Annotated in this window: 16 protein-coding genes and 1 tRNA gene; 7 read left to right on the top strand and 10 right to left on the bottom strand. The window is 58.3% G+C overall.

The genetic code is table 11. The features are described from left to right. Positions 1-5: 5 nt before the first annotated feature. Entirely contained in the window at positions 6-9104 is a 9099-nt protein-coding gene (locus BMZ01_RS01915) for a type I polyketide synthase (protein ID WP_244887562.1), read from the bottom strand. Positions 9105-9517: 413 nt separating this feature from the next. Here BMZ01_RS01915 and BMZ01_RS11440 point away from each other — a divergent pair, with 413 nt between their 5' ends. Beyond that, complete coding sequence (locus tag BMZ01_RS11440) at positions 9518-9646, top strand: hypothetical protein (RefSeq protein WP_263364373.1); 129 nt, start codon at positions 9518-9520, stop codon at positions 9644-9646. Between the two features lie 226 nt (positions 9647-9872). Beyond that, positions 9873-10148: an alpha/beta fold hydrolase gene (locus BMZ01_RS01910; RefSeq protein ID WP_092283894.1), complete on the top strand. Its 276-nt coding sequence runs from the start codon at positions 9873-9875 to the stop codon at positions 10146-10148. A gap of 134 nt (positions 10149-10282) precedes the next feature. Here BMZ01_RS01910 and BMZ01_RS01905 read toward each other — a convergent pair whose 3' ends face one another. Both BMZ01_RS01905 and BMZ01_RS01900 read right to left on the bottom strand, forming a co-directional pair. Then, positions 10283-10669, bottom strand: coding sequence for a hypothetical protein (locus BMZ01_RS01905; RefSeq protein WP_092283892.1), 387 nt, complete (start codon positions 10667-10669; stop codon positions 10283-10285). A gap of 304 nt (positions 10670-10973) precedes the next feature. Beyond that, positions 10974-11058 (bottom strand) — tRNA-Leu (locus BMZ01_RS01900). 156 nt (positions 11059-11214) lie between these two features. On the opposite strand from BMZ01_RS01900, the gene BMZ01_RS01895 reads away from it, so the two are divergent. From BMZ01_RS01895 to BMZ01_RS01885, 3 genes are all read left to right on the top strand, one after another. Continuing rightward, positions 11215-11775 carry a hypothetical protein gene (locus tag BMZ01_RS01895; protein ID WP_223845990.1) on the top strand — a complete coding sequence of 187 codons (561 nt, stop codon included), beginning with the start codon at positions 11215-11217 and terminating at the stop codon, positions 11773-11775. A gap of 156 nt (positions 11776-11931) precedes the next feature. Next, positions 11932-12237, top strand: coding sequence for a DUF3817 domain-containing protein (locus tag BMZ01_RS01890; protein WP_223845989.1), 306 nt, complete (start codon positions 11932-11934; stop codon positions 12235-12237). A 270-nt stretch (positions 12238-12507) separates the two neighbouring features. Next, on the top strand, positions 12508-13353 hold the full coding sequence (locus BMZ01_RS01885) for a CPBP family intramembrane glutamic endopeptidase (RefSeq protein ID WP_092283890.1): 846 nt from the start codon (positions 12508-12510) through the stop codon (positions 13351-13353). Here BMZ01_RS01885 and rdgB read toward each other — a convergent pair. From rdgB to clpS, 7 genes are all read right to left on the bottom strand, one after another. Then, positions 13282-13935: an RdgB/HAM1 family non-canonical purine NTP pyrophosphatase gene (gene rdgB, locus BMZ01_RS01880; RefSeq protein WP_092283888.1), complete on the bottom strand. Its 654-nt coding sequence runs from the start codon at positions 13933-13935 to the stop codon at positions 13282-13284. The genes BMZ01_RS01885 and rdgB overlap by 72 nt on opposite strands. A gap of 4 nt (positions 13936-13939) precedes the next feature. Then, positions 13940-14674, bottom strand: coding sequence for a ribonuclease PH (gene rph, locus BMZ01_RS01875; RefSeq protein WP_092283886.1), 735 nt, complete (start codon positions 14672-14674; stop codon positions 13940-13942). Positions 14675-14712: 38 nt separating this feature from the next. Next, positions 14713-15492, bottom strand: coding sequence for an MBL fold metallo-hydrolase (locus BMZ01_RS01870; RefSeq protein ID WP_092283884.1), 780 nt, complete (start codon positions 15490-15492; stop codon positions 14713-14715). Positions 15493-15627: 135 nt separating this feature from the next. Beyond that, positions 15628-16461, bottom strand: coding sequence for a glutamate racemase (gene murI / locus BMZ01_RS01865; protein ID WP_223845988.1), 834 nt, complete (start codon positions 16459-16461; stop codon positions 15628-15630). Positions 16462-16542: 81 nt separating this feature from the next. Next, on the bottom strand, positions 16543-17142 hold the full coding sequence (locus BMZ01_RS01860; protein ID WP_092283880.1) for a rhomboid family intramembrane serine protease: 600 nt from the start codon (positions 17140-17142) through the stop codon (positions 16543-16545). A gap of 304 nt (positions 17143-17446) precedes the next feature. After that, complete coding sequence (locus BMZ01_RS01855) at positions 17447-17989, bottom strand: DUF2017 domain-containing protein (RefSeq protein ID WP_092283878.1); 543 nt, start codon at positions 17987-17989, stop codon at positions 17447-17449. A gap of 9 nt (positions 17990-17998) precedes the next feature. Then, positions 17999-18337 (bottom strand): ATP-dependent Clp protease adapter ClpS, encoded by a 339-nt coding sequence (clpS, locus tag BMZ01_RS01850; protein WP_092284201.1) that lies wholly within the window; start codon positions 18335-18337, stop codon positions 17999-18001. Positions 18338-18528: 191 nt separating this feature from the next. On the opposite strand from clpS, the gene BMZ01_RS01845 reads away from it, so the two are divergent. Both BMZ01_RS01845 and BMZ01_RS11090 read left to right on the top strand, forming a co-directional pair. After that, on the top strand, positions 18529-19854 hold the full coding sequence (locus tag BMZ01_RS01845; protein ID WP_092283876.1) for a nicotinate phosphoribosyltransferase: 1326 nt from the start codon (positions 18529-18531) through the stop codon (positions 19852-19854). A 127-nt stretch (positions 19855-19981) separates the two neighbouring features. Then, a complete protein-coding gene (locus BMZ01_RS11090; protein WP_092283874.1) occupies positions 19982-21274 on the top strand; it encodes a hypothetical protein in 1293 nt (430 codons plus the stop codon). The last annotated feature ends 2315 nt before the right edge of the window (positions 21275-23589 follow it).

Raw genomic sequence — 23589 nt, 5'->3', positions numbered from 1 at the left:
TGTGTTTAGGCCTGCTCTTCCTCCTCAGGGATGGTGAGGATGCCATCAACCAGGCGGGCGCGGTCGTCGAGAAGCACTGCTGCTTCGCGTTCCTTAGCGGCATCATCAGTACCACCTAGGTGACGGTCCTGCGGGCGCTGGTAGAGCGGGTTGACCTGGTGCATGCCACCCAAGATGAGTTGCAAGCCACGGTATTCCTTGCCGCGGGCGGCAGCCTGCCAGGCTTCTGCGGCCTCGCAGCCACGTTCCTGGGCAAGCGCGGTGAGGAAGACACCGGGGTGTGCCAGCATGATCAGCGCCGAGACATGGCCGAAGCCCAGAGAAGTAACCAAACCAGCCTTCGGGGTCAGCGCACCACTTAAGGCCAACGGTTGGCGCAACCACACGAGGTGCTGGTGCTTGCGCAGTACCGGGTCCACGCAATCCAGTGAGCGGTTGGCGGGGATGGTGCCGCAGCGCAGTACCTGTGCCAATCCGCCGAGCTGGAAGGCTGCGGCGCCACCTTTAGCGTGACCGGTGATGGTCTTTTGGGAGATGACGTACAGCGGGTTACCATCACTTCGCCCAAGGGCACCGGCGATGCGCTCATGGAGATCCGATTCATTCGGATCATTGGCGGTGGTGGAGGTGTCGTGCTTGGAGATCACCGCAATGTCATCGGCGTTCAGGCCTAGTGCTGCAAGGGAGCGGCCCAAGCCGGAGTGCTGGCCACCACGGGCAGCGCCCAGGGCACCAAGACCTGGTGCGGGGATGGAGGTGTGGGCACCATCGGCGAAGGATTCGGCATAACCGACAACCGCCAGAACAGGCAGGTTGTAGTCCGCCGCGAAGCTGCCGCGGGCCAGCAATACGGTGCCGCCACCTTCGGATTCAATGAAGCCACCGCGGCGACGATCATTGGCGCGGGAGAAGTAGCGATCATCAATGCCCTTGGCCCGCATTTCTGCGGAATCCGCGGTAGCTGCCATATCGCCGAAGCCGGTGATGCCTTCGATGGAAAGGTCATCAATACCACCAGCGACCACGAAGTCGGCTTTACCTAGGCGGATTTTGTCGCTGCCTTCTTCCACCGACACTGCGGCGGTGGCGCAGGCGGCAACCGGGTGGATCATTTGGCCATAGCCGCCCACATAGGACTGCATGACATGTGCTGCCACCACGTTGGGGAGGGCTTCTTGGAGGATGTCATTGGCGCGTGGTTCTGCCAATAGGCCATCAATGTAGAGCGAGCGCATGGACTGCACGCCACCCATACCGGTGCCTTGGGTGGAGCTCACGCGACCGGGGTGAACCGCGCCGAGGATATCGGCGGGGCTGAACCCGGAGCTTAAGAAGGCATCCACGGTGCACACGAGGTTCCACACGGCGACTCGATCGAGGTTGTCGATCATATCGGCGGGGATACCCCACACAGCAGGGTCGAAGCCTTCGGGGATTTGGCCACCAACGAAGCGGGTCATCACCACGCGGCGTGGGACGCGCACTGCGGCACCGGCGGTGCGAGTGACCAACCATTCCTCAGTATCTCCATCGAAGGCAATGCGGGTGGTGTCCGGTTCCGCTTCGAGGAAGCTGCGTGCTTCTGCTTCATCCGCGGCGGCGAAGGTGAGGTCGCGGTCGAGGTACACCTGGGTGAGTTCCGGGGCGAGGTTATCGACCATGTGGAAGTCATCGTGGAATTGGCGGACACCAATTTTTGCCATAACTTCATCCAGGTAGCGTTCCCGGATCTCGGTTTCGGGAACCTCTTCCCCATCGCTATCGCGCCAGGCACCATCTTCGTAGCTAATAAGCCCCATGGACCAGGCAAGTTCGGTGACACCAGCGGCGCTGAGGGTATCGCCTAATTCCACTTCAAAGCGGGTACGCGAGGATCCCAGCGGACTAAGTTCACCCACACCAACCATGACAACCATGTCGTCGAGGCTTCGCTGTACCGGCTGGAAGGTGGGGTTGGTCCACTGAAGGGGTTGGCGGATACTCGGCAGTGCAGCGATGGTGCGCGGGGTGGTAGTTGATGCCTCAGCGGCGTCGCTGGCTTCAGCCTTTTCGCGCGCGGTGCGAGCCAGTTCTGGCAGGTTCAGCTCAGCTTCAGCCAGGCCACCGGTGTAGTCCACGGTGATGGGGGCTTGGGCTGCTTGGTTGCGAACCTCTGGGGTTGCTTGGCTGAGCAGCTTCTCAGTGATTTCTTCAGTGGAGAAGGTGCGCACACCGGCCTTTTCCACTTCATCAACGAGCACATCATTATGGCCCATCAGGCCAGTGCCGCGGATCCAACCGATATGGGCGTGCACCAAGCTGGTGCGTTCACCCCAACCGGGTTGCTCCGCCTTCCAGCGGGTCACCAGGGCATCCAGGGCGGCCTTGGATTCACCATAGGCACCGTCACCGCCGAAGCGGCCACGGTTCGGAGAACCCGGCAGCACCACGTGCAGGCGGTGGCCGACAGAAACATCGGAACCAATATGGGATAGCCCAGCCACCAGGCGTTCCACGGACCAGAGCAGGAGGCGCATCTGGGATTCAGCTTGCGGGCCGGCATCATCGACCGAGCCGCTAACACCGGGTGCGGCGAAGGGGAAGAGCAGCGTGGGGATTAGCGGTTTCTTCAAAACCTTCTTCGCCCCGTTGACGGTGGCGGTTTGTTCATTGCCGATCCACTCAACCAGGTTGTCGAGGTCTTCATAGCTGCTCAGGTTCGCCGGGGCGACCCAGAGTGCCGCATTACCGCGGGCGTTGTTGGCATAAAGCTTCTTGTAGAACTCCAGGCGCTTATGGTTCAGCGAGCTGGTGGTGGCCACAACGGTGGCACCACCATGAAGAAGCTGCGCAATGATGCTAGCGGCAATGGAGTTCGGGGAACCACCGGTAACTACCGCCGTATCAGCGCTATAGCGCAGGGGTTCTTCATTGCGGGCTTGGGCTGCTAGCTCGGGGTAGCCGAGGTACTCCGCTTGAGCTGCGACAGCTTCCCCAGCACCGTGAAGATCCAGGTCATCGGTGGTGGAGTTCAACACCGCGCGGGAGAGATCTTCACGTGCGGAAGCCCAACGGTCATCCAGCAGCACTGCCTTATCGGGGTTGAAGCTGGGGGCAACCTGCTTGGGCCAATCAGCACCCAGTTCGCGTTCCACCAGCGCAACGATGGCGCGATCATCTGCACCAGCATCCACCAGGGCATCAGCTTGATCCTGCAGGCCGAGGCGTTCGAGCAGATCACGGGCAGTTTGGGCGAGGATGCCGTCCTTGCCGGTGAGGTTTTCTGCGAACTCATTAAGGGCTGCGGAATCCACCACTGCCCCACCAGCACCACCACCGGCGCTGGGAAGGGAAACGCTCACACCGTGTTGCGCGGCCACAGCCTGCACAGCGGCATCAATGAGCTCATCCAGATCAGCGGCCTTGCTGGGGTTAGCCGGCTGCAAGGTTGCTAGCTCCCCACCACGAAGAGAAGCGCCCTCGCGGGTACCCAACACCAATGCGGCGGTGACCTGGTCGGCCCAGCCTTCACCAAGCTCCCAGGTGCCGGTGACACGTTCGCGGATATAGGTGGGCTTCTTACCGGTCGGGCCGGTCAGGCGACGCAGCGCATCAGCACTTGCTTCACCGAGTACCGGGCCGAAGGCTTTATAGCCGCGGGCGAGGCCAGCGACCTGTGCCTTGAGGTCTTCTAGGGCGGCATCAGCGGCACCATCGATGGCACCCAAACCGAATTCCACGCCCAGGTCCAGCAGCAGCTGGTTGCGGCGAGAAGACACACCTTCTACCAGGGTTTCAATGGAATCAGTAGGCGTCATTTGATCCGGGCGGACCTTGGTCCACACGGCGATCAACATTTCGGTGGCTTCGCCGGCACTCAGCAGCAGATCATCTGGGCGAGCCCCACCCGTAGCCGCGGGCGCTGAGGCAGCGGGCGCGGTTGTGGCAGCGGCCGGGGCAGCTGCAGGTGCTGCGGCCGAAGCCTCTGCCGTGGAGGAATCCGCCGCCGAGACACTTGCCTGCACATCCGTGCCTTCTGCTTCAGCATCGACTTCCGGTAGGGCACGGGAAATCTCATCGCTGGCGAAGACCACCGGGCGATCGCGCTCCACATTGAGCACCTCAATGGGGTGCCCGGCATAGCGCGGCAGACGCAAAGTCTGGCCCATCATATTGGCGATCGTCGGAGAATCACCCACACCCACTTCGATGAAGCGCTGCACACCCAGGTCTTCCAGAGCAAGTGCTTGGGTTTCAATCCAGCGCACCGGGGAGGCGAACTGCCAGGCCAAAAGCTCCACCAAAATGGTGCGGGCCAAGACATGCTCATCCTTCGAGGCTTCCTCGAAGTTCTCCAAGATGCCATTGATGATCTCCGAGTCCACCACTTCGGTCATGGACTCCACGAACTCATAGCTCAGCTCGAAGGGGCGGGCCACCAAGTTCGGGATATATCGGCCAATCAGGCGATCCAGGTTGAAGGTTTCCGGCAACAAGGCATTCAGGTGCTCGCGGAAATCACCCACACCATCGCGCAGCTTCGAGGAGTGGAAGGGCACATCAATACCCGGGATTCGGATATAGGCGCGCTGTCCCGGCGCGCGCTTTTCCACATCAGCTTGCATAGCGCTAAGCCCCTTAACGGTGCCTGCCACCGCATATTGCACACCAGCAATGTTGTAGTTGACGATCTCAAGGAACTCGCCGCACTTTTCCGACATTTCGGTGACATAGTCAAAGACTTCATCTTCGCTAAGCCCCATCTTGTTCGGGCGAAGTGCCGCCAACCCGTAGGTGGAAAGCCCATTTTCATCGCGCTCCACCAAGCGGTGCATGGTCAGCCCTCGGCGGTACACAATCTCCACCACACTCTCCAGGGAAAGCACCCCGGAGTAAGCAGAAAGCGCATCATATTCACCAACGGAGTGCCCGGCGAAGTAGGAGTGATCCTCCATCACCCCGGCTTCTTCCATCTCCGCTACTTGAGCAACACCCAGGGTAGCCATGGCGACCTGCGTGAACTGGGTTAAATACAGCACACCATCGGGGTGCGAGAATTTTTCACCATCCACCCACACATCCTGCGGGTTGTCCTGCACAATATGCAGCACCGAGAACCCCAACTTCTCGCGGGTGTGCTTATCCGCACGATCCCACACCGCACGCGCAGCTGCGGACGATGCCCGCGAAGCCATCCCCATGCCCTGGGATTGAATACCCTGCCCGGGGAAGGCATAGAAGGTAACCGGGGCGGCCATCGTGGCGGTAGCCGAAAGCACTGGCTGACCATCCACCGTGGCAGTCACATTGCGGATCTCACCATAGCCGGGGCGGGAATCCACCCCGATGCGATCCACCTGAATATCCACGGTCGCGCCGGGCAGAACCGGGGCGATCATGGAGGCGGACCATTCCTTCACCACGCCGGGGGCGGTGGTGGTTTCTTCACCTTCATAGCCGGCGGCAGCCACAATCTGGGCGATCGCACTGGTCCACATGCCATGCACAATGGGTTCACCCAGGCCCGCTAGTGCCGCGGCAGCCTGGTCCACGTGGATGGGGTTGCGGTCGCCACTAACGATGGCGAAGGAACGCATGCTGCGTGGTGCCTGAACTGTGGTTGCGGCGCGGAAGCTACGCGGGGTGTCGGTAGCGGTGTTTTCGGATGTTGCTTCATCGGCCCATTGCGGCATCGGGTCGGTACCGGTGCGGCCACGCACCAAGAAGCGTTCCTTCAAGGTGGCGATGGTCTTGTGGCGGGCGTTGATGGTGGCTTTCACCATCACTACGCGGCCCATCTCGGTATCCACCGGTTCTTGGGCTTCGGCGTCGATGACTAAGGTAATGCCATCGCTGAGGCCATCAAGGTCTTCTTCCACGGCTATCTGGTGATCCAAGTGCACCAAAGAGAGCATGCCTTCCACAGCACCACTAGCGCGTACCGCAGAGAAGATCGCCGGCCAGGCATAACCAACCAGCACATCCGGGGTGAGTTGATCAGCATCCACATGCACCGTGTTGCTACCAAGATGCCCGGTGGTCACGGTCGCATAGTCGGCCAGCTTGGCGGCCTGGATCTGGGTTTCCCAATGTGCCTTTAACCCATTGGCCTCGGCGAGCTGCCCACCGGCAGCCACCTTGGTCAGTGCTGCCATGGATTCTTCGGCGTCATGCGCAGATACCGTCGGCACTACTCCACCCGGCGCGCCAGCACTCAGGCGATAAGGAACCTTCAATTCGCCATCGGTCAGCGGAACGTTCAGCATCGCACCGCTTGCAGAGGACTCCAGGGTGGCGCCGCTTTCGGGGTGGTAGAAGCCTTCGCCCTTTTCTTCCCAGGTTTCTGGTGCACCCAGGCGATGAATCAGGCTGCGTTGTTGGCGGCCAGCCCATTCGGTGGTGCGGGCATTAAGGATCTGGCGGATCACCGGGGTACGGTCTTCGCTGACCTCGGCACCGCTTTCTAGGATCCGCTCAATGCTGGCTTGGTCGAAGCGGCCCAGCAGTTCAGCGATCGGCTCATCCATCTTGGTGATCCCAGCAACCGCGGCTGGTCCGGGGATGATGCACACTTCATCTGCTTCATAGCGCGGGTCATGGGCTTGCCAGAGGGAATCGGAACGCCAGCGGCGACGCACATCCTTATCAATCACCGGCACGAAGTTCACCGGCTTACCGGAGCTTACGCACAGCGCATAGAACCAATCCACATCTGCCGGGTGCAGGACTTGGTCCTCGGCAGCCGGGTAGGCGGCCAGGAGTTCCTGCAGGGTTTCTTGGGGGTCCTTATCAATCCGGGTTTCTACCTGGGCGTCGAACTCACCGGAGTCCACTGGGCTCAGGCGTGCTTCGGTTCGTTCAATGAGCTCCGCAAAGCGTGTGAACCAGGCGCGGTTGACCCAACCGTGGTCTTCTTCGGGTAGTTCCACGGCAGCGGCAGCTTCGGCATCATAGGGGCCAGAAAGCTCCAGGTAGCGGCGGATTAGCTGCGCATAAGACATGGTCTGAACATCCCCGAAGTAGGGCTTGCAGGTCTTATTAATCGCGGCAATGATTTCTTCGCGGCGCTTCGCCACGGCCTCAGCATCACCGGCTACCTCATCAAGCAGGCGGCCAGCCTTGGCAAAGGAGTTCTCAATTTCGTGGATATCCGCACCAAGCTGCGAACGCCCAGAAGCCACCCCGTGCACTGCGCGGCCAGCCGGCACCCACGCGTTGGGGTCACCCTGAGCTTCTACCAGGGCACGTTTGACCTGCGGGGAGGTCTTCGCTTCCTTCGCGGCCATCGCCGCGGTGCCAATCAAAATGCCATCAACGGGCATCAACGGCAGCGCATAAGGCTTCGCCCACTGGCCGGTCAGGTAATCAGCGGCACGTTCTGGGGTACCAATGCCACCACCGACACACAGCACCACATTCGGGCGGCGGCGAATGTCCTCATAAGTGGCAATCAGCAGGTCATCTAGGTCCTCCCAGGAGTGGTGGCCACCAGCCTTACCACCTTCAACCTGCATAATGATCGGGGTTTCCGGCACGCGATCCGCCAACGCCAACACTCGGCGAATCTGATTAACCGCACCCGGCTTGAAGGCCACGTGGTTAAAACCATTGGCCTCTAATTCAGCTAGCAGCAGCTCAGCTTCTTCCGGTTCCGGCATACCTGCGGAAACCACAATAGAATCAATCGGGGCACCCGCTTGGCGGGCTTTTTGCACCAGCTTGCGGCCACCAATATGCAGGCCCCACAGCTTCGGATCCAAGAACATGGCATTGAAGCTGGCAGATACACCCTCATCCAAAAGACCGCTCAGCTTCTCAATGGAGCGCTCCAAAATATTTTGGCGCACCTGCCCACCACCAGCGAGCTCCGCCCAGTGCCCGGAGTTCGCAGCCGCGGCCACAATCTCCGCATCCACGGTCGTCGGAGTCATACCGGCCAAAAGCATTGGGCTTTGCCCCGTCAGTTCAGTGAACTTGGTGCGCAGGCGCTTCTGCCCGTGAACATCCACAACCTTCGGCAGGTATTCGGAATAATCCAGCGGTTCTTTCAGCTTACGGCCGGCATCAAAAAGATCCGCTTGACCTTCACTATCAGCTACCGCCAGGGAGCCCACGCCACGCCCGCGCAAAATCTTCGCAGTCAAAGATTGCACGCCACGCCCCGGGCCTAGGTCCAGCACCCAAGTGGCACCCGCATCCACCACCGCAGCGATCTCACGTGGCCAATCCACCGGGGTCACCATCACGGCTTGTGCGGCATCACGTGCCAGCTCGATATCAATACCGCAGCGCTCAGCCCACTGCACCACCTGGTCAGCGCCGGCCTGCATATCCGGGTGATGGAACCCGGCGCGCACCTCAAGCTGGGTAAAGCGCGGGTTTAATGCAGTGCCGCCGCGACGTTTATCATCCAGTTCCTTTTGTTCCTTGGCTGATTGCGCCTTCAGCAGGCGAATCACGGTGGCGTTATCGGCGGGGCGCCCCACCATCACCACATCTTCGCGGGAGTTCACCAGGCCCACCACGGAGCTCACCTTGGCCTTCGCGATGGCGTATTCAACAATGTCCTTGCTCACCCCACCGATAGCCACCATCGGGGAGATTCCAGCAGCACCATTACCGGCAATCAATCCGCTGATCCGGCCCTGTCGGGTCATCGCCACACCAATTAATTCCGCCAGTGCAATGGCGGTGGCATCATCGCAGCGGCCCTGCATCGGGTAGGCCGCCAACACACCCTGGGAGTGCGCAATCACGGCTTTCGCGGCTTCGGTCGGCAAACCTTGGGCGCGCAGCGCATAGGTCACAGCCATTTGGGCGACGGTAATTCCCGGCACGGAGTACGCGGGCTGGTACTCATCCGTGGGGGCGTCAATGCGTTCTTCAGCCCACGCAACGGGCTTAAATCCCTCTGGCCGTGCGGCGGCTAGTTCATCTGCTACCGGTTGGACCATGGCGTTTGCGCCTTTCACGGCCATGGCAACAGCGTCGTGTACTTCGGTGGAAGCATGCAGGTTATCGGCTAATGTGCTCAGCCATGGTTGGCCTTGTCCGGCGTATGCCAGCGCGAAGCCGGCGCCTTCCTCAAGCAGGCGTTGGTTGAGGCGCGGCTGTTCGGGATTCAAAGCTTTATGCTGGTCACTCACGACGTTTTCGCTCCTGGGGTGGGTCAATAGGGTGATGTTCTTCGGGCATGCGAAGGCCCGACCTCTAAAAGGTTTTGAGTGCCTAATATGCCACAAAATCATGAGGAAAGCGTCATCTTTCACCGACCGTCACCAACGAACGAAAGCGGTGGGGCTTCCCAAAGATTCTTCTCAGTGTAGGTAGTATCTTCACCGCAGTCGGCTAACACGCAGAAACAAATCGCAGTTCAGGTATTATTTTCGACAAAACTATTCGCTTCTTTCTTTGCTTCCCGAGATCATGTGACCGGGGTTCGCAAACCCCTTCAAGGCCCCAAAAGCGACCTTGGTCACACCACTTTGTGTGTGTCGCGAGTGTGCGGAAGGGTACCCCCGCTGTAGACAGGACTGCCATGACCCAACGCATTGCATTCCTTCATGTCTTAGGCGAATCACCCCAGAACTGGATTCCGCTGGCCAATATGCTGCATGCCCATCGTTTTGAGGTCATCACCCCTTCCCTCTTTGGCCCACACCTTTGAGAAAACGGGTCGAGTGTTCATGACGCAGCCACCGAGATAGCCGGCGAGTTAGGCCCAGAGCCCACGCATATTGTTGGCCATGCCCTAGGGGCTGTCACCACTTTGCAGTTGCCCCTGGAACATCCAGAGCTCGTCACTTCGCTGTGTCTATCCGCCCCGCAAGCCACTCCACCGCAGATGCTCATGGCCACCCAATCGCTCATGATGCACTCCCCTCCCCGCAAAGTTGATCTGCCCCGAAGGGCTCAGCAAAGCCCAGCTGCAGAACGTGCTGGATGCGGTAACCAAAGTGGATATTGAGTCGAAGCTGCCACAGATTCAGGCACCCACCACCATCCTGTATGGAGATCATGACCACTTCAGTATCAAAGCGGCCCAGAAACTCTCACAGCTCATCCCCAATGCGCACCTACATGAGATTGCGGATGGTTCACAGCAACTCCCCTACCGCCAAGCAGAGGCTTTTACGCAGCACCTGCTTGCTCACCTCGGTATCTCCTAACAACCGGATCGACTTTTCAACACCAGCACGCAGCGCACGCTCCCCCACCCCCGGCCGGCAGCTATGTCGGCTAACGCCTTCCCCGAGGCCCCTCATAGCCTTATCGCCTGGCACTGGCGAAGATACTCAGCGCGCTACGTTCTTTTGAGGTAATGTCTCGAGTCTTCAACTAACGCAGAACAAAGACCGATTATCCCTGCCACGATGCGACCAATCGGGTTGTGGAAGACACAAGCGATGAGGAACACCAGCACCCCGACTGCAGCACTGCGGTAGAAGAAGCCCTTCTCGAATCGGCGCGCCGCAAAATACGTGGAAAGAACCACAAACACCGCAGTACCAATCAGGATGAATAAGTCCTCGCCGTGAAACGGCCGCGCACCAAAGAAATACTTGGTGGGCTCAATAGCCAGGAAAGTAATCTGCGCACGCGAAAAGTACAGCAGCAGTCGGGTTTGCCCCCGCTCAACTCTTTTATCGTCGTACATCAGCGTTGTCATGCGTGCACCGATGTTGCTCATTGCCTTCTCCTTTCCGCATGGGAGAACGTGACTAGTCGCTAGCCGATGATCCCTATATTACAGCACAATAATCGGTACAACGTTCACACTCCGCGGAAATAGTCACGAACATAGTGGCGACCAACCGCGAGCACACATCCTGGGAATGCCCCTCAGCCCACTGCAGGTGACCTCAGCGCCTCCAACACCGCCGCTACCCCAACCCGGCAGGCACCCCGCACACCCCAACCCGCAGCAAACACAATCACCCTCAGCTCCCCAACCGCATTCAAGCAGCTCGGGGAACCGAGGGTGATCATGTATCTGGTACGCCCGGGGGGACTCGAACCCCCACGTCGCAAGACACTGGAACCTAAATCCAGCGCGTCTACCAGTTCCGCCACGGGCGTGCAGCACACCGCAGGGTGTAGCTAGCGAAGATGATTCTACGACATAGGTGACGGCAGGTACCTAATCGGCTGGGTATCCTAGGCATCGTGAGTGATCAACGACCAGTGGAGCCCCCAGCAGATACCCCCCAAAGGAAATCGACGGCACCCAAAAACATGGCCGCAGATCAAACCAACGACTCCGAAACACCGAACACGCAACCGCCAGCGCAGCCAGAAACGCAACCAGCAGCGCAGCCAGCCCCGGACCCCGCGCTCAAACCCAAGGAACTCAAACGCGTCAAAGTCGGCCACGTTCTCTTCCTTATCCTCGCGGTCTGCTGCACCATCGCCCTAGCCTGGTGGCAGTGGAGCCGCTTCCGCTCCGGATCTGGCACCTTCCAAAACCTCGGGTACGCCCTCCAATGGCCCATGTTTGGCGCCTTCTTCGTCATCGCCTACCGCAAATACCTGCAGTACGAAAACGAAGCCATCGAGCTGGAAAATGAGGAACTGGGCCTCACCACCCCAGACCCGCACGCCGAACCAAAATCCCCGAGGCGTTCCCAAGAAGAGGAATTCTCCGCGCTCTTGGATGATTTCCTCCCCGAACGCCCCAGCTTGGATGTTGAACAATTCAATGAACTCAATGTCCAGCGCCGCGGTTCCAGCGAATTAGCGAAGAATCCCAAACACCCCGAGACTCCCGATGACACTCCTACCGCTGACGCCACCTAGACTAAGCAGCCGAGACCTCTCAGCAGTTTGGCATCTAAGAAAGTGATAAATGTGAGCACGACGCCCGAGAATACTCCCACCCACAAAGCAACCCCGCAGGCATCAGTAGCAGCCACGCCTCGTGCCCCACACCCGGAGCGCCAGCATCGCGTCGCAATCGCCCTGAAAATCTTCTCCGCCACCGCGTGGATTACCGGTGTGATGCTACTCCTACTCTGCATGCGCATGATCATGCAGTACATCTTAAAATTGGATCTACCCAGCTGGGCCACCATCGTCGCCATCGTCCATGGCTGGGCCTATATGGCTTATCTGGTCGCCTCAGTTAACCTCGGCATCAAAGCCCGCTGGCAACCCATCACCTGGTTCACTACCGTCATCGCCGGTGTCGTTCCCTTCCTTTCCTTCTTCGTTGAAGCTTGGCGCCGCCGTGAAGTTAAGGAGCGCTTCCAACTCAGCTAACTTCATACTCCACACGCTCACCTACCGACCCCACAAGGGCCGTAGGTGCGTTTTGCTTTCCTCGAATCCCGCGTCCCAGGCAGCGTTTATTGCCCCTACTTACTGTCTCCCGTACGCTTGCCGCGCCAAAAGTACTTATAGGCGAATACCCAGCCAATACCCAGTTTTCCTCGTAGACATTGTCCAGGAGTCTTTCAGAAACTGTTTTTAGACTTCATGGTTGTCAACGTTAGTTTCCTCATGAGTACCTAGAAAGGCACCCCAACTCTCGTGCTCTCAACCCAACAGCACACTAAATACCCATTGCGCCGTTTCCTTCCCACCAGTGCGGGAGCCTGGACACTGGCTATTCTCGGCGCTGTAGCGGCCTTATTCACGCTCTATCTCAGCGTCACTGTTTTCCACGCCACCACCACGCATTCACCGCGTATGGCTCTGGCCTACCTGGCCCCCATCGCACTTGTTGTTTTCCTCGTATGGGCAACCGGTTTACTCCCCAAGCTAAGGCCTTCTGGGCAAGCATCTCTCAAAGATCATCTCAGCCCCGCTTGGTATCTCCTGTTCGTAGCCTTGGCAGTGCTTCTTCTTGCTTTGCTCGGGGCACAAGGAAAACAGTTGGTAATTCCTAGCCTTGGGACATTGCTAACGGTGATTATCGTTAATCTGCTCATCGGTTTATTCGAGGAAATACTCTGCCGCGGCTTCATCCAGAACATCCTCCTTTTCCAGGCACGACGCACTGGCCGCTCTGTGTGGTGGTCAATCGTCTGGGCATCGATCATCTTCGGTGTGATGCATGTGACGAATCTGATCGGTCAACCGCATCTCAAGATCGCGACGTTAAGCCAAATTATTTATGCTATTGCTGCAGGCATTATCCTTGGCACTGCGTACTACATTTCAGGCAATATTTGGGTCGTCGCTCTGATTCACGGACTGGTAGATTTCTTGTCCAGCTTCGGTGAAGTATTGTTGCCACCGGCTACCCCCGGTGGCATTGTTCCGGATTCCACACTTGGTGCAGCCATCATTCAGGTCATGATTTTATTGCCCGGTATATGGTTGGCCTGGCATGCCCTGAGAAAGCACACGGATCGGATCGACCAACCCAGCTAAGGCACGGCCACGATGAGAAAGCGCATTCTTTTCCTCGGCACTTAATTGCGCCGAGGAGCGCCCCTCATCCAAAGATCCGCGGTATTCCTCCGCCGGCAAGAATAACGGGTCATACCCAAACCCATTCTCACCCCGGGGTTCACGTAATAAGAACCCCTCCCAGCGGCCTTCAGAGACCACTGCCTGCCCATCCGGGCTCACCAACGCACAGACACTCACGAAGGCCGCTTTTCGCGCTTCATCACGTACATCAGCAAGCTGCGCTAAGAGCAGCTGATTATTCGCCTCATCATCACCATGCCCACCAGCCCAGCGTGCCGAGAAAATCCCGGGGCAACCATTCATAGCTTCGACCGCTAAACCGGAGTCATCACTAATGGTGGCAAGCCCAGTGCGAACCGCACCTTCGCGGGCTTTAAGGAGTGCATTCTCTTCAAAGCTCAACCCATCTTCAACCGGTTCCGGGTAAGGTTCCACATCCTTTAAAGACACCAACTCCACGTCGGTGACCTCAGCTTTATCCAGGATGGTTTGTAGCTCTTTAAGCTTCTTCGGGTTATTCGAGGCGACCAACAACTTCACTGCTTTAGCCTTCCAGCGCAGCTTTTTGGGCGGCGATGAGTTCCTTACAACCCTTAGTCGCCACATCCAACAATTCATTGAGCTGATCGCGGTCAAACTCAGCGTGCTCACCAGTGCCCTGGATTTCCACGAAGCGCCCCTCTTCAGTCATCACCACATTCATATCCACCTCGGCGCGGGAATCCTCCTCATAGGGAAGATCCAGGCACACATGCCCATCAATCACACCCACCGACACAGCAGCCACCGGGGCGCGTAGCGGTTCACCGGGAACCACACCGCGTTTCTTAAGCACCGCAATGGCATCAGCCAAGGCAACATAAGCACCGGTGATCGCAGCAGTGCGGGTACCGCCATCAGCTTGGAGTACATCGCAATCGAGTTGAATGGTGTTTTCGCCGAGTTGGGAAAGATCCACTGCGGCACGCAGGCTCCGGCCAACTAGGCGGGATATTTCATGGGTGCGGCCCTTGACCTTGCCGCGCATGGATTCACGTGGCATGCGCTCATGGGTGGCGGCCGGGAGCATAGAGTACTCCGCGGTTAACCAGCCTTCACCAGAGTCACGCTTAAAGCGCGGCACCCCTTCTTCCACGCTGGCGGTGCACATCACGCGGGTGTTGCCGAACTCCACCAGCACGCTGCCGGCCGGGTTGGAGGTAAAGCCGCGGGTGATACGAACGCTGCGAAGTTGGTCAGTGGCGCGCCCATCGGCACGGGTGAACTCAGAATTAGTCATGCAGACCAGGCTACCCCGAAGCCTGCTTGAACCCGCGTTTAAGCCGTTACCTCAACCGCGGTACCGGGAAGCCCTAAGGTAATTGGGCCTTCATATTCTTGACGCGCTGCCTCCACCACGCGGTGCGCATCCACCCACGGGGGAATATGGATGAGTACCAAATGCTTCACTCCAGCAAGCCGGGCCGCGCGGCCAGCTTCTACCCCACAAATATGCATATCGGGGGCTTTGCCTTCACAACTTTCACCCCAGGTGGCTTCGCAGAGGAATAGGTCCGCATCGCGGGCGCATTCCACCAACTCATCAGTCCACGCGGTATCACCTGAATAGGCCACCACCTGGCCGGTGGCGATCTCTTCAACTCTTAAAGAATAAGCCTCAATGGGGTGCACTGCCGGGAAGGGGGTAACGCGGTAGCCCTCCAATTCCACCGGCACATGGGCTTGGTGTGCGTTGAAGATGAAGGTATCGCTGACATCATCCACGCCTTCTGGGTCATCGGCACTTAGCCGCCCCAGATGCACCGGTGCGTTCTTGGGCCCTAAAAAGTAGCACTTCTCTCGCGCAAACAAAGTCGGGTGATAGCGCCGCCATACCAGCAAACTGGGAAAATCTAAGCAGTGGTCGGCATGAAGGTGGCTGAGCAACACATGAACATCGGCGGGGTTGATGGTTACCTGCATCGCGGCAAGCACCCCAGGCCCGATATCCAGCAGCAAAGGGCGTGCGTCCGCGAGGGAGCCTGAAAGCAGGTACCCAGAGGCCGGGTTCCCGGGGGCGCCCAGGCTTCCCGAGCTGCCAAGGATGCTCAACTTCATGGAGTTATCCTCCCACGTCTTCCCTCGATTTTCTATTTTCCTAGAACCAACACACTAAAACGTACCTACTGCCAACCCTGCATTAACTGCCAGCGATAAAACTCTTTCGCCCCAAGGCCACTTCCCACAAGGGTTTTAAGTTCCGGGAGTTCCCGAAGTTCCTGGTGTGCGCCTCTGCACCTCACCTAGATCAGGGCTCAGGAAACGCTTCGCCAATAAGGCGAAAACCTCCGGGTCACCAGTGGTTTCGAAGCTTCTCACCACAGGGTGCCCATCGCCTGGTTCGGCTAATAAATCGCGAGCTGCTAATTCCCGCATCACATCTTTCACGGTTTCTTCCGCACTCGAGACCAAGGTGACGTGATCGCCGATCGCTAATTGAATGACCCCGGATAGTAGTGGATAGTGGGTGCACCCAAGCACTAGGGTATCTACCCCTGCTTCTTGGAGGGGTTGTACATAACCACTGACTACCCCAAGAATTTGCCGACCAGAGGTTATTCCGCGTTCCACAAAGTCCACAAAAGGTGGGCAGGCTTGGGCATACACTTCCACATCGGGGTTGACATTAAACATGTCCTGATAAACCGCGGAATTAATCGTGCCGGTGGTTCCAATTACGCCAATCTTGCCATTACGGGTGGTTGCCATCGCACGGCGTACCGCCGGGCGGATCACCTCTACTACCGGAATGTCATAGCGTTCGCGGGCATCATGTAAAAAGGCTGCGGTCGCAGTATTACAGGCAATCACCAGCATTTTGCAGCCACGTGCCACCAGCTCATCAGCAATGCTCATGGCTAGTTCGCGCACGCGTGCAATGGGCAACGGCCCATAGGGGCTATGTGCGGTATCGCCGATATAAATTAAGGACTCTTCCGGTAGCTGCTCCATAATTGCGCGGGCTACGGTCAGCCCGCCTACCCCGGAATCAAAAATCCCAATCGGTGCCGTCGCGTCAGGAACCACAGCCTCTCCCGGTGCGGCAACCTCACCGCCAGCAGCCTCAGGCACAGCAGAATCCTTCTTATTATTCACAGCACTCACCATTTATCGCCCCAATTGCTGGCGACGCAGCTTCTCTAATTTCTTACGCTCACGGGCGGCCTTCAACGCCGGCGGATCATCAGAGGTAATCAGCATGCCGGCTAAGAACCCACCGATCGCACCAAAAAGGTGTGCCTGCCAGCTCACCCCATAGGTGGTGGGAAATACGCCCCAAATCAACCCGGAGTAAACAAAGCCCAGGATCAACCCCAGCGCAATTTGCCCACCACTGCGATTAAAAAGCCCACGCACAATCAGGTAGGTCAACCAGCCATAGATCACCCCGGAAGCACCCAAGTGCGTAGTCCCCACCCCACCAAAAAACCACACACCCAGGCCAGACACAATCACCGAGAAGATCGTGACTTCCCAGAACACCCGACCACCGGAAAGCCCAATAAAGAAGGCAAAGATCGCTCCCGGCACGGTATTACCCATCAGGTGCCCAAAGTTCACGTGGAAAAGCGGTGCGGTGAAGATTGTTAGGAAACTCATCGGATCCCAGGGGTGAATGCCACCGATCTGTCCGGCAGTCCCCAGGGTCAAGAAGTTCACGATGTGGACCGCCCAAATCACCACCACATAGCCAACCGCGAAGGTCATGCCGCGGCGGAAATTACTTTTCGCCCGGGTTTTCAGAGGTGGTGCTGGTGGTTGGTTCCAGCGGCTCGCGGGGCTTCCTGGGATATAACTCGGCGGCAACCCCGCCCCGGGCAACCCCGCCCCGGGCAAACTGCCTCCGGGCAAACTGCCTCCGGGAAGGCTCCCTCCAGGTAGCCCAGACACCCCACGTCCATCCGAATATGGGTTCTTCGCATCTTTATCGCGGAATGTCATTGCTTACCTCAGACCTAGGGCTCGTTGTGCTTTAGCTACACCCTAGCCAGCAACCCACAATCTGCGATACCTAGCCACCCATCATGGCGTTCAACAAGGAATCCTGGTTATAGGCCAACCACTCCACCAACATATGGCGTTCTTCTTGTACTTCCTCCCCGCCTTCCACCTCACCGGCGGCCAAGTACAAACGTAAGTCATTTAAGCCCTGCAACCAAGCATGCGCATCCGCTTCCTCAATGGTCACTTCCACCCCACCATCCGGGCCCAAGGCCTGCGTAATGGCCTGCAAATTCATCAGCTTCTGCCGGCAAATATCGGTCTCATGCAAAGACCGCAATAAGGCATTATCGCCTTCAAATTCCTGGTCCTCCGCACGCTCAAAATCTGGCAACAAACGCGCCAACGAAGGATCCCTTGGTGCTTCCTTATGCCCCGAAGGCATCCCCGTCATCTCCGCGAGCTCATCTTTGGGTGCCGACTGCGCCCTCGCAATCAACGCCTCTGCCACCGTGGATGCCAAATTCCCCAACACTTCGCGCTCCATCGGCTCAAAAACGCAGGTGTATTTAACCCCCCGCATCAGGCCCTTCTTCTTGCGCCACGCTTGCATCTTTTCTCCTTAACCTGCCTGCTGCATCGTCGCCCACAATCCGGCGGTGTGCAGCTTCTTCACATCGCCTTCCACCTTGTCACGCTCCCCCGAAGACACCACGGCTTTCCCCTCGGTATGCACCTGCATCATGAGTTCCGTAGCGCGTTTCCGGCTATACCCCAACACCGTCTGAAACACATAGGTCACATAACTCATCAGGTTGACCGGATCATCCCAAACAATGCACACCCATGGCAGGTTTTCACTGGTCGCGACATCAACAACAACGTCCTCTTCCAGCTCCGGGGTCGCCATCGGCGAGCCCTGCAACCGCACTCCGCGCGAATTCTCTCCAGGCCAATTCATGGCACACAGCCTAGTCACCGCGCTAGTTTTTTGCTTCACCCGAGTCCCGCACTCCTACCCACGCCACGCCCGCTCCCCCGGCATGCTCGCGGCCCCCGCCTGCCACACCTGCTCTGTTTTATGGCGCGAGTCGCCTCTAGCAAGCCGCCCTCTATCCTGCTCCTCCATTAGAGTTGGGTGCTGTGACTGATATGAAATCCCAATGCGGTGGGCGACGCTCCACCTCGTTACTCACTGATAAATATGAGCTGACCATGCTCCAAGCCGCATTAGCTGATGGCACCGCCAACCGCCAATGCGCTTTCGAGGTATTCGGCCGCAAGCTCCCCAATGAACGCCGCTACGGTGTGGTGGCTGGTACCGCCCGGGTGCTTCAAGCCGTCAAAGATTATGTGTTTACCGAGGACCAACTCGATAGCCTCGATTTCCTCAATGACCAAACCCGCGAATACTTACGCAATTATCGCTTCTCCGGTCATATCGATGGCTTCAAAGAAGGCTCCCTCTACTTCCCTTATTCCCCACTTCTTACGGTGCGCGGCACCTTCGCAGAATGCGTGGTCCTAGAGACCGTCATTTTGTCGATTATGAACGCCGATTCCGCCATCGCCACCGCCGCTGCCCGCATGGTCACCGCCGCCGATGGCCGCCCCATCATCGAGATGGGATCGCGCCGCACCCATGAATATTCCGCGGTCACCGCTTCCCGCGCGGCGTATTTAGCTGGTTTCACGGCCACCTCTAATTTGGAGGCCAATTACCGCTACGGCATTCCCGCCACCGGCACCAGCGCGCATGCCTGGACCTTGCTGCATGTCAATGAAGATGGCTCCCCCAATGAGGAAGCCGCTTTCCAAGCCCAAGTCGATGCCTTCGGCACCAACACCACCCTCCTAGTCGATACCTACGACATCACCCACGGTGTGGAAACCGCCATTAAGGTGGCAGGCCCGGAACTTGGTGGCGTGCGTATCGACTCCGGTGACCTCGGCGCCATTACCCGCCGCGTGCGTAAACAACTTGATGATCTCGGCGCCTATAACACCAAGATCGTGGTCTCTTCTGATCTCGATGAGTTCACCATCGCCGGTCTTCGCGGCGACCCCGTCGATGTTTATGGTGTGGGAACCTCCGTAGTCACCGGTTCGGGCACCCCCACACCCGGCATGGTTTATAAGCTTGTCGAGGTTGATGGTCACCCTGTTGCCAAGCGTTCCCGCGGCAAATCCACTGTTGGTGGCGCCAAACGTGCCATGCGCACCTACCGCGCTTCTGGCACTGCGATTGAAGAGCTTGTCTTCCCCTTCGCCGCGGAACCACCAGAGGTCGGCACCCTCAAGTCCGTGCAGCTGACCACCCCACTCATGCGTGATGGTGAGGCGCTGGAAGGTCTTCCCACCTTGGAGGAATCTCGCGCTTATCTCGCCAACGAGTTGGTCACCTTGCCCTGGGAAGGCATGGCCCTTTCTCGTGATGAACCGGTCTTAACCACCCGCTTTGTTGGTTTCCCCAAATAAGCGACCGCACTATCGTGATTAAGTTTGCATAACAACTGCTCTTTTATTTAGCGGTTCCTTGCACCCTCGCCATACAGTGTGGATAAAAGACCTCCAGTTACCTTATTAAGGATGTGCTTGACCTCTCATGGACCCGAATAATCAGGATCCCAAGGACCCGAAGGACCCGAAGGACCCGATGGATCCGAAGGACGGAAAGTTTTCTGAGGATGTCCAGGAACCTTTCGAGCCCTCCCAAGAACCCCGTGAGTACGGGGACTTCGAGCGACCCAAGCACGAGGCCCCAGGGTCCGCGGCCCCAGAGCCCGAGGCCGAAGAACCCAAAGAACCCTCCGCAGGCAAGCACGCCGCTCAAAGCGACCCCGCCCCGAAGCCTTTCCCCAGCACCCCGGATACCCCGTGGGATTCCGCAGCAGCTGCCGGCAAGTACGACTCCTGGGGCCGCCCGCTGGATGAGGACTGGGATGCGGAAGAACCGTACTCCCCGCAGGCTCCCCAAGATCCCGGCGCCTACCCAGGCGGAGGTTACCCAGGAGGTTCTTACCCCGGTGGCGGCTACCCAGGAGGTAGCTACCCCGGAGGTGGCTACCCCGGTAGTAGCTGGGAAAATTACGGGCACCCCGCCGGTAATGGTTTCAGCGGCACCGCGCAACCCCAACAATTAGCTGAAGAACCCCAAAAGATCCCGAACTTCAGCATCTTCGATGCTTTCGGCACCGCCTGGCGAACCTTCTCGCGTTCCCCACTGCCGTGGCTCGGATTCGGCGCACTGTATCTGGTCTTCAGCTTCGTCACCACACTGGCGTTGCTCTTGCCCACCATCTTGCTCATCAGCTCCGATATCGGCGACCCCACCATCGTCAACGAGGATGCCGCCCTCACCGGCGGTCAGCTCTCACTCCTGGTGGGAGTCAGCCTCCTTAGCGCCCTGATCGGCATACTCTTTAGCGCTATGCTTTACCGCGCCGCGGTCGCCGCCATGCGCGGCAAAACCCTGCGATTTACGGATATCTTCACCTTCAAAGACATCCACTTCTTTGGGCTGCTCGGCCTGCAGATCCTAACCTTCTTGGCGGTTCTCCTCGGGTTAATCCTGCTGCTTATTCCCGGCGTCCTCATCGCCATCTGCACCACGGTCGCCGCCGCCCACTACTTCCTGCGACCTGAACGCGGCCCCATACAGGCCCTTAAAGCAGCGATTCAAACCGGCGCCCGCAACCCCCTAGCGATCTTCCTCGTCACTATCACGACCGCAGTCCTCGGCGGCATTGGCGGCGCCACCGTCATCTTGCTGCCGCTGATCCTTCCCCTTGTCGCCATGATCTGCATCTACCTCGCGATGCTCAGCCTCCACGAACGCCCCGCCTTCATGGACGAAACTGAAGATCCCTTCGGCACCAACTACCCCACCCACTACTAAAACCCCGGGGTCATCCCCCGGAAACGAAGGAACCACGGTCCCAGGTTTCATCCCGCGAGCGCACACAAACCCGCCTGCCATGCCCCTTAGGTACAGGGCGCGAGTAGGCGGGTTTAATCTTTCTCCTACAGGGCGTAGCCCATACCGCCATGGGCAAGCACAGCAACGTGCCCTTCCCCTCTCTCAGATCCAACAAGTACCAATGGGACTTCACCCAGGCATATTACGTCCAAGAACCAGGCACCTACCCCACGGACCCATGCTCCAGTAGCAGCAACTCTCGGGAATGTTTCCAGATCAGCCAGGTTTTCGGCGTTGCCTAGCGCACCTTCGCCGACAAATCCATGCAGTGGCTAGGCATCACGCTGCTTTCCTTTCTGTGCTCGGCGTTGCGTTAGTCTGCGCGTTCTTTCTTTTTCGCCACCGCCACCGACGTCAGCTATGCGCCCCACAATCCCAAAGCCGTGCAAAGGCTCAACCTCACACTCCTCGCACTATTCATCTTCGCCTGCCCTCTCTACATGACCTTCAATGCCATGTTGCGGTGTGTAACGGTTTCCGAACCACAGGGCCAATCCCACGTCGACGCCTTTTACTCCAGGAAGTTCCATCTACCGGGCTTAGTAATGATGCAAACTACCTGGACAATTATCACTTTTATCGGTTCCCTACTCATGCTCATCCCCGGGTACGTTTTTCGGTACCCTCAGCACACTACGCCCTGGCCCCGTATAAGACCTAGGTGCACACTGCATAACTGCTTCGAATGCGGGTACCGCAGCCCGGTGGCTCCTCTCGTAATATCCATCTTTTTCGGCATAATCGGTTTTTTCTCCCTAGTTACCGCCTTGGTGGTAGTCCTCGTCCTGGCGATCATGGTCGTTATTTACCTGGCCATACTCAGCAGCCACGAAGGCCCCACACGCGCAGACCCGCCTCCACGAGCCTCATAGATCGAGGCCAGCGAAGGCGGGCCTGTGCTTCAGCGCAATCCTGTTTTCAAACCTCATTCGCGCGGGGAACATCGGGGGTTAAAAGCGGTCGAGGCTATCCAGAAGGAGGATCATCCCCACTCGCGTGGGGAACACCGGATGGATCATAATCATCAATGGATCATCCTCACTCACGCGGGGAAAAACCGTAGTTTATAATCCGTCCGCGGACTACTGTACAAGGTATTTCAGCAGCTCGCATCCATACATCGCCGGCATGCTATGGAGCCAACACAGCTATTCAAATGCTGATTGGAACCGGTCCCACTCAAAGGCATCGGTAAGAATCATTTCAGCTATAGCGCGAGCTTATTCATTATCCCATAAAGATGTTAAATACTATCTATAACGTTTAGTTAAGATATTTTCTACAACAATTCTCAATACAACTAATATAATGTCGATTCATGTTCATTTTCGCAGGAAACAATCCCCTTAGCGAGCTAGGTAACTACGCCTTCTACAGATCATCTCCGCATTCGCGGGGAACACCTCAAGTTGGGGAAGGGGCAGCGTGCAGAGCCACGGATCATCCCCGCTTTCGCGAGGAACACAAAAGTCACCCCGCCCCGCCTGGCTCGACGCCAGGATCATCCCCGCTTTCGCGGGGAACACTGGGGTGCTCCGCCTGATATGCGGCCACCACCTCGGATCATCCCCGCTTTCGCGGGGAACACCGTCTACCGCTTCCGCTATCTGGTTAATGTTCGGGGATCATCCCCGCTTTCGCGGGAACACGGGGGCCAAACGGACTACAGCAACGCACCACTTAGGATCATCCCCGCTTTCGCGGGGAACACCGTCTACCGCTTCCGCTATCTGGTTAATGTTCGGGGATCATCCCCGCTTTCGCGGGAACACGGGGGCCAAACGGACTACAGCAACGCACCACTTAGGATCATCCCCGCTTTCGCGGGGAACACGATTTTGTACCCGTCAAGCGCGGCCTCTCGGACGGGATCATCCCCGCTTTCGCGGGGAACACTCCAGACGAGATACCGCGCGATGAGGGATGTCTGGGATCATCCCCGCTTTCGCGGGGAACACGCGTCTGCGCTGCGGCCATCACCTCAGGCATCCGCGGATCATCCCCGCTTTCGCGGGGAACACCAGTTCTAGTGATTCATGCTTTCACCCCCGGGGCGGATCATCCCCGCTTTCGCGGGGAACACTGTATGTACCGCGCCGGTGTAGAGGTGTCCACCGGGATCATCCCCGCTTTCGCGGGGAACACGCCGCTGTTCCTTTCTTAGGGTGGTGTATTCCCGGGATCATCCCCGCTTTCGCGGGGAACACTGCATTGCCCACGCCATAACCCCCCAC

The organism is Corynebacterium spheniscorum, assembly GCF_900113445.1.
GTDB lineage: Bacteria > Actinomycetota > Actinomycetes > Mycobacteriales > Mycobacteriaceae > Corynebacterium > Corynebacterium spheniscorum.
The sequence above is the reverse complement of the archived record's forward strand: the minus strand, read 5'-3'. Positions and strand labels throughout refer to the sequence as shown.